17 protein-coding genes and 1 pseudogene are annotated in these 16,716 nt (G+C 58.4%); 15 read left to right on the top strand and 3 right to left on the bottom strand.

All coding sequences use genetic code 11. The features are described from left to right. Positions 1 to 19: 19 nt before the first annotated feature. The 5 genes and pseudogenes from inhA to ACXX9E_RS15015 all read left to right on the top strand — a co-directional run bounded on the left by inhA (position 20) and on the right by ACXX9E_RS15015 (position 4,319). Positions 20 to 706 carry an isonitrile hydratase gene (inhA, locus tag ACXX9E_RS15035; RefSeq protein ID WP_186744756.1) on the top strand — a complete coding sequence of 229 codons (687 nt, stop codon included), beginning with the start codon at positions 20 to 22 and terminating at the stop codon, positions 704 to 706. 230 nt (positions 707 to 936) lie between these two features. Next, positions 937 to 1,729: pseudogene (locus ACXX9E_RS15030) on the top strand (CPBP family intramembrane glutamic endopeptidase). Positions 1,730 to 1,831: 102 nt separating this feature from the next. After that, positions 1,832 to 3,397, top strand: coding sequence for a methyl-accepting chemotaxis protein (locus ACXX9E_RS15025; RefSeq protein WP_123463537.1), 1,566 nt, complete (start codon positions 1,832 to 1,834; stop codon positions 3,395 to 3,397). A gap of 259 nt (positions 3,398 to 3,656) precedes the next feature. Continuing rightward, positions 3,657 to 3,893, top strand: coding sequence for a hypothetical protein (locus tag ACXX9E_RS15020; RefSeq protein ID WP_128615234.1), 237 nt, complete (start codon positions 3,657 to 3,659; stop codon positions 3,891 to 3,893). Between the two features lie 6 nt (positions 3,894 to 3,899). After that, complete coding sequence (locus ACXX9E_RS15015) at positions 3,900 to 4,319, top strand: type II toxin-antitoxin system YafO family toxin (protein ID WP_458555620.1); 420 nt, start codon at positions 3,900 to 3,902, stop codon at positions 4,317 to 4,319. Positions 4,320 to 4,611: 292 nt separating this feature from the next. Here ACXX9E_RS15015 and ACXX9E_RS15010 read toward each other — a convergent pair whose 3' ends face one another. The 3 genes from ACXX9E_RS15010 to ACXX9E_RS15000 all read right to left on the bottom strand — a co-directional run bounded on the left by ACXX9E_RS15010 (position 4,612) and on the right by ACXX9E_RS15000 (position 8,183). Further along, complete coding sequence (locus ACXX9E_RS15010) at positions 4,612 to 4,977, bottom strand: DUF6124 family protein (protein WP_123463543.1); 366 nt, start codon at positions 4,975 to 4,977, stop codon at positions 4,612 to 4,614. A 519-nt stretch (positions 4,978 to 5,496) separates the two neighbouring features. Next, positions 5,497 to 6,638 (bottom strand): IS3 family transposase gene (locus tag ACXX9E_RS15005; protein ID WP_225931040.1). Its coding sequence is split into 2 segments (ribosomal slippage): positions 5,497 to 6,377 and positions 6,377 to 6,638, totalling 1,143 coding nucleotides; the frame shifts between segments, so codons are not numbered across the junction. 864 nt (positions 6,639 to 7,502) lie between these two features. Beyond that, positions 7,503 to 8,183, bottom strand: a complete 681-nt coding sequence (locus ACXX9E_RS15000; RefSeq protein WP_458555619.1) for an alpha/beta family hydrolase — start codon at positions 8,181 to 8,183, stop codon at positions 7,503 to 7,505. Between the two features lie 94 nt (positions 8,184 to 8,277). Here ACXX9E_RS15000 and ccoN (ACXX9E_RS14995) point away from each other — a divergent pair, with 94 nt between their 5' ends. The 10 genes from ccoN (ACXX9E_RS14995) (at position 8,278) to ACXX9E_RS14950 (ending at position 16,398) form a co-directional block, all read left to right on the top strand. Further along, positions 8,278 to 9,702: a cytochrome-c oxidase, cbb3-type subunit I gene (gene ccoN, locus ACXX9E_RS14995; protein WP_041067879.1), complete on the top strand. Its 1,425-nt coding sequence runs from the start codon at positions 8,278 to 8,280 to the stop codon at positions 9,700 to 9,702. 10 nt (positions 9,703 to 9,712) lie between these two features. Continuing rightward, positions 9,713 to 10,321 (top strand): cytochrome-c oxidase, cbb3-type subunit II, encoded by a 609-nt coding sequence (gene ccoO / locus ACXX9E_RS14990; protein WP_003223389.1) that lies wholly within the window; start codon positions 9,713 to 9,715, stop codon positions 10,319 to 10,321. A gap of 3 nt (positions 10,322 to 10,324) precedes the next feature. Beyond that, entirely contained in the window at positions 10,325 to 10,522 is a 198-nt protein-coding gene (locus ACXX9E_RS14985) for a cbb3-type cytochrome oxidase subunit 3 (RefSeq protein ID WP_102358145.1), read from the top strand. Further along, positions 10,519 to 11,475 (top strand): cytochrome-c oxidase, cbb3-type subunit III, encoded by a 957-nt coding sequence (gene ccoP, locus ACXX9E_RS14980; protein ID WP_458555618.1) that lies wholly within the window; start codon positions 10,519 to 10,521, stop codon positions 11,473 to 11,475. Before ACXX9E_RS14985 ends, ccoP (ACXX9E_RS14980) begins: the two co-directional genes overlap by 4 nt. Positions 11,476 to 11,975: 500 nt before the next feature. After that, a complete protein-coding gene (gene ccoN, locus ACXX9E_RS14975) occupies positions 11,976 to 13,418 on the top strand; it encodes a cytochrome-c oxidase, cbb3-type subunit I (RefSeq protein WP_123463551.1) in 1,443 nt (480 codons plus the stop codon). Further along, on the top strand, positions 13,418 to 14,026 hold the full coding sequence (gene ccoO / locus ACXX9E_RS14970; RefSeq protein ID WP_064116879.1) for a cytochrome-c oxidase, cbb3-type subunit II: 609 nt from the start codon (positions 13,418 to 13,420) through the stop codon (positions 14,024 to 14,026). Before ccoN (ACXX9E_RS14975) ends, ccoO (ACXX9E_RS14970) begins: the two co-directional genes overlap by 1 nt. A gap of 5 nt (positions 14,027 to 14,031) precedes the next feature. Further along, positions 14,032 to 14,217, top strand: a complete 186-nt coding sequence (locus tag ACXX9E_RS14965) for a CcoQ/FixQ family Cbb3-type cytochrome c oxidase assembly chaperone (protein ID WP_003175465.1) — start codon at positions 14,032 to 14,034, stop codon at positions 14,215 to 14,217. Next, positions 14,214 to 15,197: a cytochrome-c oxidase, cbb3-type subunit III gene (ccoP, locus tag ACXX9E_RS14960; protein WP_123463553.1), complete on the top strand. Its 984-nt coding sequence runs from the start codon at positions 14,214 to 14,216 to the stop codon at positions 15,195 to 15,197. Before ACXX9E_RS14965 ends, ccoP (ACXX9E_RS14960) begins: the two co-directional genes overlap by 4 nt. A 527-nt stretch (positions 15,198 to 15,724) precedes the next feature. Next, positions 15,725 to 15,979 carry a type II toxin-antitoxin system Phd/YefM family antitoxin gene (locus ACXX9E_RS14955; RefSeq protein ID WP_177490565.1) on the top strand — a complete coding sequence of 85 codons (255 nt, stop codon included), beginning with the start codon at positions 15,725 to 15,727 and terminating at the stop codon, positions 15,977 to 15,979. Then, positions 15,979 to 16,398 carry a type II toxin-antitoxin system VapC family toxin gene (locus ACXX9E_RS14950; protein ID WP_123463557.1) on the top strand — a complete coding sequence of 140 codons (420 nt, stop codon included), beginning with the start codon at positions 15,979 to 15,981 and terminating at the stop codon, positions 16,396 to 16,398. Before ACXX9E_RS14955 ends, ACXX9E_RS14950 begins: the two co-directional genes overlap by 1 nt. The last annotated feature ends 318 nt before the right edge of the window (positions 16,399 to 16,716 follow it).

Genomic DNA, 16,716 nt, shown 5'->3' with positions numbered 1-16,716 from the left:
TTTTCATGGAGCAAGAACAATGACGCTGCAGATCGGTTTTCTGTTGTTCCCGCAAGTTCAGCAACTTGACCTGACCGGGCCGTACGACGTGCTCGCCTCGTTGCCGGGCGTGCAAGTGCATCTGATCTGGAAGGATTTGATGCCCGTTACCGCCAGCACCGGTCTGCTGCTGAAACCGACCACCACGTTCGAGGATTGCCCGGATCTGGATGTGATCTGCGTGCCAGGCGGTGGTGGCGTCGGGGCGCTGATGGAGGATGAGGTAACGCTGGCCTTCATCAAGCGTCAGGCTGCGCAGGCGAAGTACGTGACATCAGTGTGCACCGGTTCGCTGGTGCTCGGCGCGGCGGGCCTGCTGCAAGGCAAACGTGCGACCACGCATTGGGCGTATCACGATCTGCTGCCGACACTGGGCGCGATTGCGGTGAAGGATCGGGTGGTGCGTGACGGCAATCTGTTTACCGGGGGCGGGATCACGGCGGGGATCGATTTCGCCCTGGTGCTGGCGGCTGAACTGTTCGATGCCGACACGGCGCAATTGGTGCAGTTGCAGCTGGAATATGCGCCGGCGCCGCCGTTCAATGCCGGTAGCCCGGACACCGCGCCGGGGGCGATTGTCGATGAAGCTCGCCTGCGTGCCGCGCCATCGCTGAAGTTGCGCACGGAAATCACCGAGCGCGCGGCGGCGAAACTCAATCTGCACTGATTCCCAGCCATCCACAAAATCCTGTGGGAGCTGGCTTGCCAGCGATAGCGGTGGTCCAGTCGATGAGGATGTCGGTTGTGCAGGCCTCATCGCTGGCAAGCCAGCTCCCACAGGTAACGGGGCTGGACACAGGTTTTTGTGCTGCCCCGGTTTCCCCTTTCACCTTCACTTGTCCCCACGCCCCCACCCGTGTAGAAAGCCCTTCCACATATTCTGCACAGGGACTTTCCATGAAGGCGTTGCCATGGCTCTATCTGGCACTTCTCAGCCTCGGTTACGGGTGGGCGCTGAGCTACGGACAGCTCGGCTGGCTGGCGCTGATCAGCATCGGCCTTCTGTTATTTGCCGGATTTGCCGTGCGCCAGCAACAGGTACCGGTGGCGCGGTTTCTCGGTCATGGTCTGTTTATCGTCCTCGCCCTGTCGCTGGCCCTGCACTGGTTACCGGGTTTCTACAATGGTCGCGCCATCGACCCGCAGCGCTTCACCGACAACGCCGTGCCGTTCGCGATGTACCTGAATCTGGACAAACCGCTGATTGGTTTCTGGTTGCTGCTGGTCTGTCCGTGGATTGTCGCGCGGCGGTCGTTGCGCCTGACCGTATACGCCACCCTCCTCGCCCTGACCCTGAGCGCCATCCTCGCCCTCGGCGGCGCGCTGTTGCTTGGCGTCATCACTTGGGCGCCAAAGTGGCCCGACCCGGCATGGCTGTGGGTGTTGAACAACCTGCTGCTGGTGACACTGGTCGAAGAAGCGCTGTTTCGCGGCTATATACAAGGGCGGGCTCAGCCGGCGCTTCCAGCACCTGCCCTACGGCGACAACCTCGCCCTGTTGCTGGCCTCGCTGCTGTTCGGCCTGGTGCACGCCGGTGCCGGCTGGACCTGGGTGTTGCTGGCGGGTCTGGCCGGTGTCGGCTATGGTCTGGCCTACCGTTTTGGCGGGCTGGGTGCGGCGATCGCCACGCACTTCGGGCTGAACCTGCTGCACTTTGCGCTGTTCACCTATCCGATGCTGGCGGGTTGAAGCAAGGCCCGTTTTGCGACGCCGTACTTATTACTGAAAAAAAACTTCAATAATTTCCTGACATCGCCGACAACCTTTCAAAGCCTTGCGGATTGAAAAACCATGCGTAACAACCAGCCCATTACACAACGCGAACGGACTTTCCCGGCTCAGCAGCGGTTGATCTCCACAACCGACGCCAAGGGCGTGATCACCTACTGCAACGACGCTTTCGTCGAGATCAGCGGGTTTTCGCGTGAAGAACTGATCCGTGCGCCGCACAACCTGGTCCGTCACCCCGACGTCCCGGCGGCGGTGTTTTCGCACATGTGGGGCACACTGAAACAAGGCTTGCCATGGATGGGCATTGTCAAGAATCGCTGCAAATCCGGTGACCATTACTGGGTGAACGCCTACGTGACACCGGTGTTCGATGGCAGTCAGGTGATCGGTTACGAGTCGGTGCGGATCAAACCCACCGCCGAACAGATCCGCCGTGCCGAAGCGCTCTACCAACGCATCAACCAGGGCAAGTCGGCGATCCCTTCCAGCGATAAATGGCTGCCGGTGCTGCAAGACTGGTTGCCGTTCATTCTGGTCAGCCAACTGAGCTTCGTGATCGGCGCGACCCTCAACTCGCACTGGGGCTTCGCCCTGGCGGCCGGTTTGTCGGTGCCGCTGGGCCTGATGGGCCTGCAATGGCAGCAACGCGGGCTCAAGCGCCTGCTGCGCCTGGCCGAGCAGACCACTTCCGACCCGCTGATCGCGCAGATGTACACCGACAGCCGTGGCGCCCAGGCGCGTCTGGAAATGTCGATCCTCAGCCAGGAAGCGCGCCTGAAAACCTGCCTGACCCGCCTGCAGGACACCGCCGAACACCTGACCGATCAGGCCAAACAGTCCGACGCCCTGGCGCACAACAGCTCCAGCGGCCTGGAACGCCAACGCGTGGAAACCGAACAGGTCGCCACCGCCGTCAACCAGATGGCCGCGACCACTCAGGAAGTGGCGAGCCACGTGCAGCGCACCGCCGACGCGACTCAGGAAGCCAATCGCCTGACCGGTCGCGGTCGTGACATTGCCGGCGAGACTCGCGAAGCCATTCAGCGTTTGTCGGTGGTCGTCGGCGAAACCGGCCTGACCGTGACCCAACTGGCCAAGGACAGCGACGAAATCGGCGGCGTGGTTGATGTGATCAAAGGCATCGCCGACCAGACCAACCTGCTCGCCCTCAACGCCGCCATCGAAGCGGCCCGTGCCGGCGAGATGGGCCGTGGTTTCGCGGTAGTGGCTGACGAAGTGCGTCAACTGGCGCAACGCACCAGCGAATCGACCGGGCAGATTCATGCCCTGATCGCCAAGTTGCAGCAGACCGCTTCAAGCGCCGTGCAAACCATGGAAGCCGGGCATCGTCAGGCCGAAGAAGGTGTGGCGCGGGTACTGGAGGCGGATCAGGCACTGGTCGGGATCAGTGAAGCGGTGGCCAACATCACCGACATGACCACGCAGATTGCTGCGGCGACGGAAGAGCAAAGTGCGGTGGCTGAAGAGATCAGCCGCAACATCAGCAATATTTCGGAACTGGCGGATCAGACTTCCGAGCAGGCACATAACTCGGCGTTGCTGAGTGAAGAGCTGACGAAGACGGCGAATACGCAGTACTCGTTGGTGGAGCGGTTTAACCGCTGATTGAACTGGCGATAACAAAAAACCCGGAGGGCGAGAGCTTCCGGGTTTTTTGTTGCTTGTCTGAAAGTGATGGTGCTTGGCGGACCGCTTTCGCGAGCAAGCTCGCTCCCACATTGGAACTGCTTGGGACCACAGTTTTGTGTCCGACGACAATCTCCTGTGGGAGCGAGCCTGCTCGCGAAGAGGCCTTCTCTGCCGGCGAAGATCTCACTCAAGCAATGCAGACACTGCCTACAACTCGCCCAGAATGAGCCGACTGGTGCTCGTTGATGCCAGGTTCTATCGTTTGCCGGTCAAAACTTATTCACATAAGCTGGTCAGCATGAATACACATCCTTCGGAGGCTCCGATGGCCACCACCCGAAAAACCGACAAACCCAGCAAAAAGGAAGTTCGTGAAGAACTGACATTCCTTGATGTTCGGCAAGCCGCGCGTGATGGGCAGAAAGTGTTCGATAAATTTGTGATCACTGGCAGGCTACCTATTACAAAGTAGGCCTGGATGCCAGCCATCAAAATTTCTGCACTTTTTGAACGAATCAAGAACTGGCAAAACTTTGCTGCACACTTCTACAACTACAAAATTTGCGATGAATTACCAGCCATTTTCGGGCGGGATGAACGACTCGATCTGAGCGGCATGCACCACATCCACCTTGCCAGTACAAAGTCACTGCAGGCTCGATGGGCAAAAATCAATCGCCAGTATTACCGGACAGCATTGGTTAATGATGCTGACAATGACTTTTGGCTGATTTATGCCTATGACGCTTTTCGGGATGAGTACTTGCTACTGACAATCACCGGCCCGGATGCCCATAACCGAAGCGAGTGGGGGTCATTTTTGCGCACCGTGCATTGTGAAATCGTTGAACCCTGGGCATTAGGCAGGATTATCTTTCCCGATCTGGATGATTTGTGACTCAAAGAGCTGATCGAGACCGGCAACAAGCGAAAGATCGCTACCTGCGCACCGTCCATGCCGATGATCTGTAAGGACTGTTGAAGGCTGCGATCCTTTGATCCTGCAAAACCGGGTAGCGAAAGCTTCCGGTTTTTTATTGCGTGTCTGAAATTGATAGTGCTTGGCAGACCACCTTCGCGAGCAGGGCTTGCTCCCACTTTGGAACGTAGTGGGATCACAGATTTGTGTCCGACGACAATCCCTTGTGGGAGCGAGCCTGCTCGCGATGAGGCCATAACAGCCGGCGAAATTACTGAGGCAACTTCAGCTTATCCAGCAGTCGATTGACCAACAGCTCGTTGAGCATGATCACCTGTTGCAGCGCCAGCAGCGGTTTGCGCTCCGGGCCGCCGATTGAGTTGGCGATATTGCCGGCCATGGCGTGGGCGTAAGAAAGCGACTCGCTCGCCTCGACCAGCAGGGTTTCGTCGTCCAGCGTGGGATCGACGAGATAGACGGGGCGAAACTTGGGCGAGCTTGGCGGGGCCGCCAAGTCTTCGGGCTTGAGGTAGTAGTCGAGGGCGCGGTCGGTTGCTTCTTTGACCTTTTGCGAGCTGAGCGCGGGGTCGTGGGGGATTGGATCGGTAACGGGCGGGTTTGGTGTGATTTTGAACATAGATAAAGCTCCAATTTGAAAAAACGGGAGCCATCACCCTCGCTACCAAACGGCGGGTGGCGGCCATGCGCGGGTTGGTAGACCGGTCAAATTGGGTAACCCGGCGCTCACAGAGGAGCCCCACGCATGCCCACCATACAAAGCCATATCTCAAAAAAGGAGACAGCATCGACGGTGTCGCAACAACGACAATTTAAAGCGGGCTACCAAACCCGATCACTGATTTGCAGTGACGGGCAAACGATATAGCCCGGCCTATAGCCGCGTAAGCCGGCGGATTCTGGCGTACGCGTAGGTAACGGCGCAAGGTGTTGTAGGCTCGATGGCGTAACGGGTTGTGTGATTTAAACGTGCTTGCGCAATCATGTTTACGCACAGGAAATGCTGGACAGTGATCGCTTCCAGTTCTTTATCGTGTGAGCAGAATCGCCCCTCACCCTAACCCTCTCCCTGAGGGAGAGGGGACTGACCTGATCTGGTCAAACGATCCTGGACACAGTTATAGGGTTTTATCCCTTTTCATGCCGCCAGGGTTTCCATGTCTACCGGAGTTCGATAGCCGTTGTGACTGTGTAGCCTGATCCGATTGTAATAGTGGGTCAGGTAGCGCAGCACATCGCTACTGGCTTCATCTTCGTTTCGATAACCGACCTTGGGTATCCATTCAGATTTCAAACTGCCAAAGAAACGTTCCATCGGGGCGTTATCCCAGCAGTTTCCTCGTCGACTCATGCTTTGTTTTATTCGCATCTCCGACAGCGTTTCTCGGAACATTTTGCTGCTGTAATGACAACCCTGATCCGAATGGAACATCAAGTTTTCAGGGCGTCCTCGCGACTCGAAAGCCATCCTCAACGCTTTACAGGTCAGAGCCGAATCGGGACTTCTGGATATCGCCCAACCGACGATGCGTCGGGCATGCAAGTCTAGTACCGCAGCCAGATAAACCCAGTAAGTACCGGCCCAAATGTAAGTCACATCGCCACACCACACTTGATTGGGCGCCTCAACGTTGAATTTACGCTCCAAATGATTGGGGGCGTATTGAGCCTCTGCGCCGCTAGGTTTGTAACGATGTCTGCGTCGTTGCTGGCTCTTCAATCCGATCTCGAGCATCAGGCTACGAGCCATGTAACGACCTACCGACTCCTTTTCGTTACACAACGCCTTTGACAGGCTGCGCGCGCCCATTGAACCGCGACTTTGCTTATGTAATTCAGCAGCCTTGATCTTGAGGCGCTCGCGCTCGGCATCCACTTTTGTCCGCTGTTTCAGACGCTCGTAATAACTGCTGCGGTTGATACCAAACACGCCACACAACTCGGATCTTGGATATTGCTCGCTTAACTCCTCGACCAGCCTTACTGATCGAGGGAATCCGACATCAAGAGAGCCGTAGCCTTTTTTAAGATTTCCTTCTCTCGCTCAATCCGTCGGATTTTTGCTTCCAGTTCTTGGATGCGTTGTTGGTCAGGAGTCATGGCCTTGGACTTCTCAGGCGTCTTACCGTTGCGCTCAGCTCGCAACTGCTCAACCCAGCGACGCAGTGCTGTAGGTCCGACGCCCATTGCTTCGCAGGCTTCACTCACCGAATAGTCTTTATCCAAAACCAGGCAAGCCGCATCCCGTTTGAAATCTGTCGAAAAATATCGTCTAGTCAAATGCCACCTCTTCGCTGGGCGTAGATTACCGCCCTTTAAGGGTGTCCAGAATCATTAAGCCAGATCAACCGAGGTGTTTGGGCAAGGTACGCCGACGTGCGATACCGCGTTGAACTCCAGCTTTGAAAAGCACACATATCGGCCCTTCTCCATCCCAGAGAAAGGTGACTGATCGAGGTGTTTGGGAGAGCTACGCCGACGTGCGATACCGCATTGAACTCAGATTCTGAAACAGATCAAAAGCCCCTCACCCTAACCCTCTCCCCGAGGGAGAGGGGACTGATCGAGGTGTTTGGGAGAGCTACGCCGACGTGAAATACCGAGTCGAACACAGATTTTGAAAAGCCCACAAATCGGCTCCCTCTCCCTCGGGAGAGGGCTGGGGTGAGGGGTAAATCCACCACAAATCCAAAGCCGAATACCCGTGCTCTTCACCACTCAATAGGCCGAGTGTCAGCTCGCCTGCTTTTGATCTTGATCCTCGGGCGACATCGGAAGGCTGAGTGGAGGGATTGATCCGGGCGTGGGAGCGCAGCGACCGTTTGGCGAAGCCAAACACAGCGAGAGGAGGTGCAGCGCAGCAAACCGGAGGCGCTGCGCCCGGATCAATCCCGGAGCGAAGGAACCCCGAGCCTCAGCGAGCGGGCCGCACGTAGGAGCAAGCCTTTTTGGTTACTTTTTCGGCGTCTGGAAAAAGTGACCCGCCGTAAGGGCGGAACCCTAAGTAGCCGTTACCGCAGCAATGGATATGTACCCAAAACGAAGAACTGCAGCGCATCCAAGATCCATCCCCCTCACCCCAGCCCTCTCCCCCATGGGGGCGAGGGGAAAGGGAGCCGATCTTTATGCAGTTCGGGATCTCGGTTAACCCTTGAGAAACTCGGATACTTTCTGCGCGGCGCTAGCCAAATGCTGTTCATGGGTAAACCCGGAAACCTTTAATGGCTTGAGGTCATGATCGCCGGCAGCTAACCACGCCACCTCAATACTCGGTGACAAGCTGTAAGCCTCAACCGCCTCCCGATTACCCAACGCATCCCGCTCCCCCTGCACAATCAAAGTCCGCGTCTGCAAAGAAGCCAAATGCTCAACCCGAGGCTTCTCCGGCTTCCCCACCGCATAAAACGGATAGCCCAGACACACCAACGCATCAACCCCCAACTCATCAGCCAGCAGACTCGCCATCCGCCCGCCCATCGACTTCCCGCCAATGGCCAAAACCCCAGCGACATGACGCCGCACCTCGGCATACACCTCACGCCAACATTCCTGCAGTTTCGCAGCAGGATTCGGCGGGCGCTTCACCCCATCCACCCGCCGCTGCGCCATATACGGAAACTCAAACCGCAACACATTCACCCCAAGCCCGGCAAGGCGCCCAGCCATATCGTTCATCCAGTCACTGTCCATCGGCGCACCAGCACCGTGGGCAAGGATCAACGTCGCTGAAGCCTCACCACTGGCGGCGTTCCAAAGCCATCCATGATCGAGCACGCACTGCGCCCATTGATCCCCGTCAATACTGGCCTTGTGCTGTTTGTCCATGCTTGCCTCGCTTTTAGTCTGCCTATAACTCCAGACGAAGGATTCGCGGCGTTCTCGCGCGCGCTCACTTCGGCTGAACCGTGGATGGGGAACCATGAACACTTCTATCAGTACCGCCTACAACTACAAGGTGGTCCGCCAATTCGCCATTATGACGGTGGTGTGGGGCATCGTCGGCATGGGCCTCGGGGTTTTTCTCGCGGCCCAATTGGTCTGGCCTGAACTCAACTTCAATTTGCCCTGGACCAGTTTCGGCCGTCTGCGCCCGCTGCACACCAACGCGGTGATCTTCGCGTTCGGTGGCTGTGCGCTGTTCGCCAGTTCGTTCTACTCGGTGCAACGCACCTGCCAGACCCAATTGTTTGCGCCGAAAATCGCCGCATTCTGCTTCTGGGGCTGGCAACTGGTGATCCTCCTGGCCGCGATCAGCCTGCCACTGGGTTACACCAGTTCCAAGGAATACGCCGAGCTGGAATGGCCGATCGACATCCTGATCACCATCGTCTGGGTCGCCTACGCCATCGTGTTCTTCGGCACGATCATGCAGCGCAAAACCAAACACATTTATGTGGGCAACTGGTTCTTCGGCGCGTTCATCATCACCGTGGCAATCCTGCACATCGTCAACAACCTTGAGTTGCCGGTGAGTTTCACCAAGTCCTACTCGGTGTACGCCGGTGCAACCGACGCGATGGTGCAATGGTGGTACGGCCACAACGCCGTGGGCTTTTTCCTCACCGCCGGTTTCCTCGGGATGATGTACTACTTCGTGCCAAAACAGGCCGAACGTCCGGTGTATTCGTATCGCCTGTCGATCGTGCACTTCTGGGCGCTGATCACCCTGTACATCTGGGCCGGCCCGCACCACTTGCACTACACCGCGCTGCCGGACTGGGCGCAGTCGCTGGGCATGGTGATGTCGCTGATTCTGCTGGCACCGAGCTGGGGCGGCATGATCAACGGCATGATGACCCTCTCGGGCGCCTGGCATAAGTTGCGCAGCGACCCGATCCTGCGCTTCCTCGTGGTGTCGCTGGCGTTCTACGGCATGTCGACCTTCGAAGGGCCGATGATGGCGATCAAGACTGTCAACGCCCTCTCCCACTACACCGACTGGACCATCGGCCACGTGCACGCCGGCGCTCTGGGTTGGGTGGCGATGATTTCCATCGGCGCGCTGTACCACATGATCCCGAAAGTCTTCGGCAAAGAGCAGATGCACAGCATCGGCCTGATCAACGCGCACTTCTGGCTGGCGACTATCGGCACCGTGCTCTACATCGCCTCGATGTGGGTCAACGGCATCGCCCAGGGCCTGATGTGGCGCGCAGTCAACGAGGACGGCACGCTGACCTACTCCTTCGTCGAAACCCTGGTGGCCAGCCACCCAGGCTTCATCGTGCGACTGGTGGGCGGCGCGATCTTCCTCAGCGGCATGTTCCTGATGGCTTACAACACCTGGCGCACCGTGCGGGCCTCGCAGCCTGCTGACGTCGTTGCTGCCGCGCAGATGGCCTGAGGAGTCCGCCATGAAACACGAAACGATTGAAAAGAACGTCGGCCTGTTAATGCTGCTGATGGTGTTTGCCGTGAGCATCGGCGGCCTGACCCAGATCGTCCCGCTGTTCTTCCAGGACGTCACCAACAAACCGGTGGAAGGCATGAAGCCCTACACCGCGCTGCAACTGGAAGGCCGCGACATCTACATCCGCGAAGGCTGCGTCGGTTGCCACTCGCAGATGATCCGTCCGTTCCGCGCCGAGACCGAGCGCTACGGGCACTACTCGGTTGCGGGCGAAAGCGTGTGGGATCACCCGTTCCTGTGGGGTTCGAAGCGTACCGGGCCGGATCTGGCCCGGGTCGGTGCGCGCTACTCGGATGACTGGCACCGCGCGCACTTGTACAACCCGCGCAACGTCGTACCGGAATCGAAAATGCCGGCCTATCCGTGGCTGGTCACGCAGGCAGTCGACAGCAGCCACACCGAAACCAAGCTCAAGACCATGCGTACCCTCGGCGTGCCGTACACCGACGACGACATCAGCGGCGCGGTCGCCAGCCTCAAGGGCAAGACCGAAATGGACGCGCTCGTTTCTTACCTGCAAGTGCTCGGCACTGCGATCAAGAGCAAGAGGTGAGCCATGGTCATTGAAATGAGTGCAGGCCTGATTCGCGGCCTCGGTACGGTTGTGGTGTTCGTCGCCTTCGTCGGCCTGACGTTGTGGGTGTTCAACCGCAAACGCACCCCGGAATTCGCCGAAGCGCGTCTGCTGCCGTTCGCCGACGAGCCGCAACCCGACACTACCCCCGCATCTGAAACAAGGAGTACCCGGCCATGACCACCTTCTGGAGTACGTGGATCTGCGTACTGACCATCGGCAGCCTGATCGGCCTGACGTGGCTGCTGATCGGCACTCGCCGGGGCGAGACCAAGGGCAGCGTCGACCAGACCATGGGCCACAGCTTCGACGGCATCGAGGAGTACGACAACCCGCTGCCGCAGTGGTGGTTCATGCTGTTCGCCGGCACGCTGGTGTTTTCCGTGGGCTATCTGATCCTGTATCCGGGCCTGGGCAACTGGAAAGGCATCCTGCCCGGCTACGAGGACGGCTGGACCGGCGTCCACGAGTGGGAAAAGGAAATGAACAAGGCCGACGCCAAATTCGGGCCAATCTTCGCCAAATTTGCCGCGATGCCGGTGGAAGAAGTGGCGAAGGACCCGCAGGCGCTGAAAATGGGTGGCCGCTTGTTCGCCTCCAACTGCTCGGTGTGCCACGGCTCCGATGCCAAGGGCGCGTTCGGTTTCCCTAACCTGGCCGACCGCGACTGGCGCTGGGGCGGCAGTGCCGAGACCATCAAGACCACCATCATGGGTGGGCGGATGGCGGCAATGCCGGCCTGGGGCGAAGTGCTCGGTGAGGCGGGGGTGAAGAACGTCGCCGCTTACGTGCGCCACGAACTGGCCGGCCTGCCATTGCCGGCGGACAGTAAAGCTGATCTGCAAGCCGGACAGCAGGCGTTCAGCACCACTTGCGTAGCCTGTCATGGGGCAACCGGCCAAGGCACTGAAGCCATGGGTGCGCCGAATCTGACGCACCCGGCCGGGTTTATCTATGGCACCAGCCTGACCCAACTCGAGCAGACCATTCGCCATGGCCGCCAGGGTCACATGCCGGCGCAGAACGAATTGCTGGGCAACGATAAAGTGCAATTGCTCGCCGCATATGTATACAGCCTCTCAAAAGATCGTGAGCAATTGAGCGACAAACTTCAAACTGAAAGCTCAAAGTAAAATCAACAGCGCTGTATACAATCCTGCAGGCGACTTGAACCATCTTGTCGCTTGCAGCTTTCAGCTCGCAGCTGCTTCTTTTTGTCGCACCCCTTAACACCCTCGCCTTTCGAATCCCCCGAATCGGGTCTACGCTTGCTCGATGCGGACTGGCCCGTGCCGGTTCCAGGTCGACCCTGAGCGATGTGTTCGACAAATCGCCTGACTGACAGGGCGCAAAGCCCGGTAGATACCGGCTGTCGCGTCGATGACCGTCCGTCACCCGATCACTGCGTGCGAACACGCCCCGTTACAACTGACCTGAACCCCTCACTTTTTTTCGTCCGCTGCGACATTTTGTCCAAGGCCAATTTTGTCCTTACGCGGCGTATGGAAAGGCCGCAGAATCAGCGTTGGAAAGCATTGACCCAGGTCATGGCGCGTTGCAATGACCCCCTGCTCTCTGCATACTTGCGGCCGATTTTAATCCTAATAAAACACCTAAACCGTGGAACCTTAGAATGAGCACAGCAATCAGTCCGACTGCTTATAACTATAAGGTAGTCCGCCAGTTCGCCATCATGACGGTGGTCTGGGGGATCCTTGGCATGGGGCTCGGTGTCTTCATCGCCTCGCAACTGGTCTGGCCGGAGTTGAACTTCGGTCTGCCGTGGACGAGCTTTGGACGCCTGCGCCCGTTGCACACAAACCTGGTGATTTTCGCCTTCGGTGGTTGTGCACTGTTTGCCACTTCCTACTATGTCGTGCAGCGAACCTGCCAGACGCGACTGATTTCCGACAGCCTCGCGGCCTTCACCTTCTGGGGCTGGCAAGCGGTGATCGTCGGCGCGATCATTACCTTGCCGCTGGGTTACACCACCACCAAGGAATACGCGGAACTGGAATGGCCGCTCGCCATTCTGCTGGCGATTGTCTGGGTCACCTACGGGCTGGTGTTCTTCGGCACCATCACCAAGCGCAAGACCAAGCATATCTACGTCGGTAACTGGTTCTACGGCGCGTTCATCGTCGTGACCGCGATGCTGCACATCGTCAACCACGCGTCCTTGCCGGTCAGCTTCTTCAAGTCCTACTCCGCCTATTCGGGCGCGACCGACGCGATGATCCAGTGGTGGTACGGCCACAACGCGGTGGGTTTCTTCCTGACCACCGGCTTCCTCGGGATGATGTACTACTTCGTGCCGAAACAGGCCGAACGTCCGATCTACTCCTATCGTCTGTCGATCGTGCACTTCTGGGCACTGATCACCCTGTACATCTGGGCCGGCCCGCACCACCTGCACTACACCGCACTGCCGGATTGGGCACAATCGCTGGGCATGGCCATGTCGATCATCCTCCTGGCGCCAAGCTGGGGCGGCATGATCAACGGCATGATGACCCTGTCGGGCGCCTGGCATAAGCTGCGCACCGACCCGATCCTGCGTTTCCTCGTGGTGTCGCTGGCGTTCTACGGCATGTCGACCTTCGAAGGGCCGATGATGGCGATCAAGACCGTCAACTCGCTTTCGCACTACACCGACTGGACCATCGGCCACGTACACGCCGGCGCCCTCGGTTGGGTAGCGATGATCTCGATCGGCGCGATCTACCACATGATTCCGAAACTGTTCGGCCGTGCGCAGATGCACAGTGTCGGTCTGATCAATGCGCACTTCTGGCTCGCGACCATCGGTACCGTGCTGTACATCGCTTCGATGTGGGTCAACGGCATCACTCAGGGCCTGATGTGGCGTGCGATCAACGACGACGGCACCCTCACCTACTCGTTCGTTGAGGCGCTGCAGGCCAGCCACCCTGGCTACATCGTCCGTGCCCTGGGCGGTGCGTTCTTCGCCAGCGGCATGTTCCTGATGGCTTACAACGTCTGGCGCACCGTGCGCGCCTCGAACCCGGCTGAAGCCGAAGCCGCTGCCCAGATCGCTGTCGTTGGAGCTCACTGATGAAGCATGAAGCTGTCGAGAAGAATATTGGCCTGCTGGCCTTCTTCATGGTCATCGCCGTCAGCGTTGGCGGCCTGACCCAAATCGTTCCGCTGTTTTTCCAGGACGTCACCAACAAGCCGGTCGAAGGCATGAAGCCGCGCTCGGCGCTGGAACTGGAAGGCCGCGATGTCTATATCGCCAACGGTTGTGTCGGCTGCCACTCGCAGATGATCCGGCCGTTCCGCGCCGAAACCGAACGCTATGGCCACTACTCGGTTGCCGGTGAAAGCGTCTGGGATCACCCGTTCCTGTGGGGTTCCAAACGTACCGGTCCGGACCTGGCCCGTGTGGGCGGTCGTTACTCCGATGACTGGCACCGTGCGCACTTGTACAACCCGCGCAACGTGGTGCCTGAGTCGAAAATGCCGGCTTACCCGTTCCTCGTGGAAAACAAGCTCGACGGCAAAGACACGGCCAAGAAAATGGAAGTGTTGCGCACGCTCGGCGTCCCTTACACCGACGAAGACATCGCCGGTGCCAAGGATGCCGTGAAGGGCAAAACCGAAATGGACGCGCTGGTGGCCTACCTTCAAGGCCTGGGCACCATCATCAAAAGCAAACGGTGAATTCGATGGATATCGGGATGATTCGTGGCCTCGGCACCGTTGTCGTGATGGTGGCCTTTATCGGTCTGGCCTTGTGGGTATTCAGCCCCAAGCGCAAGTCGGAGTTTGAAGACGCGACCTTGCTGCCTTTTGCGGATGATCCCGAAGCCATCAAGCACGTCGAGCAAGCTTCTAGGAGTAACAAAGAATGACTACATTCTGGAGTCTGTACGTCACAGTCCTCAGTCTCGGTACGATCTTTTCCCTGACCTGGCTGCTGCTGTCGACCCGCAAGGGCCAGCGCAGCGAACAGACGGACGAGACCGTCGGGCACTCCTTCGACGGGATCGAGGAGTACGACAACCCGCTGCCGAAATGGTGGTTCATGCTGTTTGTCGGCACCATCGTCTTTGCCCTGGGTTACCTGGTGTTGTACCCGGGCCTGGGCAACTGGAAAGGCCTGCTGCCGGGCTACAACTACCTCGATAACGACAAGCAGACCGCGTTCGCCAACGGCCAGACCGGCTGGACCGGCGTGCACGAGTGGGAAAAGGAAATGGCCCGCTCGGACGCCAAGTTCGGTCCGATCTTCGCCAAGTTCGCGGCGATGCCGATCGAAGAAGTGGCCAAGGATCCACAGGCACTGAAGATGGGTGGCCGTCTGTTCGCCTCCAACTGCTCGGTGTGCCACGGTTCCGACGCCAAGGGCGCTTACGGTTTCCCGAACCTGACCGACGCCGACTGGCGCTGGGGCGGTGAGCCGGAAACCATCAAGACCACCATCATGGGCGGTCGTCACGCGGTGATGCCGGCCTGGGCTGAAGTCATCGGTGAGCAAGGTGTTGCCGACGTAGCAGCATTTGTCGTGACCAACCTGGATGGCCGCAAACTGCCGGAAGGCACCAAGGCTGACCCGGCCAACGGCGGCAAACTGTTCGCCGCCAACTGCGTGGCCTGCCACGGTCCGGCCGGCAAAGGCACCCCCGCCATGGGCGCGCCTGACCTGACCCATCCGGGCGCGTTCATCTACGGCTCGAGCTTCGCGCAACTGCAGCAGACCATCCGTTACGGCCGTCAAGGTCAGATGCCTGCGCAGGAACAACTGCAAGGCAACGACAAGGTTCACCTGCTGGCGGCGTATGTTTACAGCCTGTCCCACGGCGAAAAAGCACCCGAAGCGAACGCCGAGTAAGGCAAACGCTTGAAGCAAAAAAGGCCCCGCCAAGTTGATTGGCGGGGCCTTTTTTCATGCTGGCATTCATGCCTTGAGACATTTGCTCAATAGACCTGAGCAGCGCTGCCCTGTAGGTTTTTGCCACGCCGATGAGCCACATCGGGTCAACCTTCAAGGATGAAGCCTACATGTCAAAAAATGACGAAAGCACAGTACCAAAACGTTTGCAGCCCCACCCTGATCAGGAAGAAACGCCGGTGAAAACGCCTGTGGCGCCCGCACGCTCACCCTCACCAAACCCCGTAGGTCGCCCAGGTAACAGTGGAGGTATGGACGGTCTCGGCGGCGGCAGGTTGCCCTGACAACGTCAGCAAAACACAGCGAATATTCGTCCAACATCCAGCGCCCTGCCCTCTGGAAGAGGCGCTTTCGTCGGTGCCGTTATGACAGTGAACAACCGATCGTGCGCAATCCACCTTTTCGATTGCTGTACAAACTCCAAAGTAGTAACGTTTCTACACCAGAATCACCGGAGGCCGAACATGATGGCCATCACGACTATTTCCAGCCGCGAATTCAACCAGGACACCAGTGCTGCCAAAAAAGCCACGCATCAGGGTCCGGTCATCATTACCGATCGTGGCAGGCCTGCCCATGTACTGCTGAGCATCGAGGAGTATCAGAAACTGACCGGCAGCCAGACCAGCATCGTCGATTTGCTGGTCATGCCGAATGCGCCTGAAATCGAGTTCGAACCCGAGCGCGTCGTCATCACTCCTCGTAGCGTGGACCTGTCTTGATGTTTCTACTCGATACCAACGTAGTTTCAGAGCTGCGAAAACCCCAGGCCGACAAACAGGTGGTGAGATGGGCAAACAGCGTCACCCCGGCCAGCCTGTATTTATCGGCAATCACGGTGCTGGAACTGGAAACCGGCATCCTGCGTATCGAGCGCCGCGACCCGGCACAAGGAGGGATGCTGCGTAACTGGCTCGAGCGTCACGTCAAACCCGCATTCTCGGGAAGAATCCTGTCAGTCGATACCGCGGTCGCCACCCGATGCGCACAGTTGCATGTGCCTGATCGCAGCAATGAGTGCGACGCCTTGATCGCCGCCACCGCGCTTGTACATGGGCTAACGCTGGTCACCCGTAATGTTGCCGATTTTCAACCCAGCGGCGTTCATCTGATCAACCCATGGGCCGCTGCCAAAAACTGATCATGCAACGCCCCGCCAGATCACTGGTGGGGCTTTTTCATGGGCGTTTGGCAAAGGCTCAACGCGATGGTGTCGATCAGCGTTCGATTGCGCCATTGGCTGTTCTTCACCAGATAGGCCTGCAGTCGCTTGCGGTCCTCGGTAACACACGCGATCAGGTAGGTTTGGAAACGTCGTCGGGTTCAGTGGATGAGCAATCCGGGCGGTCTATGTCTGCTCGTTGTTGAGTTGAACCCTATGAACTTCGCCAATGTTCTTTGAATAGGCGAGGTTTCCCGCCATGACCAAAAACGGTGATGTCAGCGTTGATCATCAATA

The sequence above is a fragment of the Pseudomonas sp. GNP014 genome (assembly GCF_054344005.1).
Note: the sequence above shows the minus strand (reverse complement) of the source record. Positions and strands in the feature narration are given on the sequence as shown.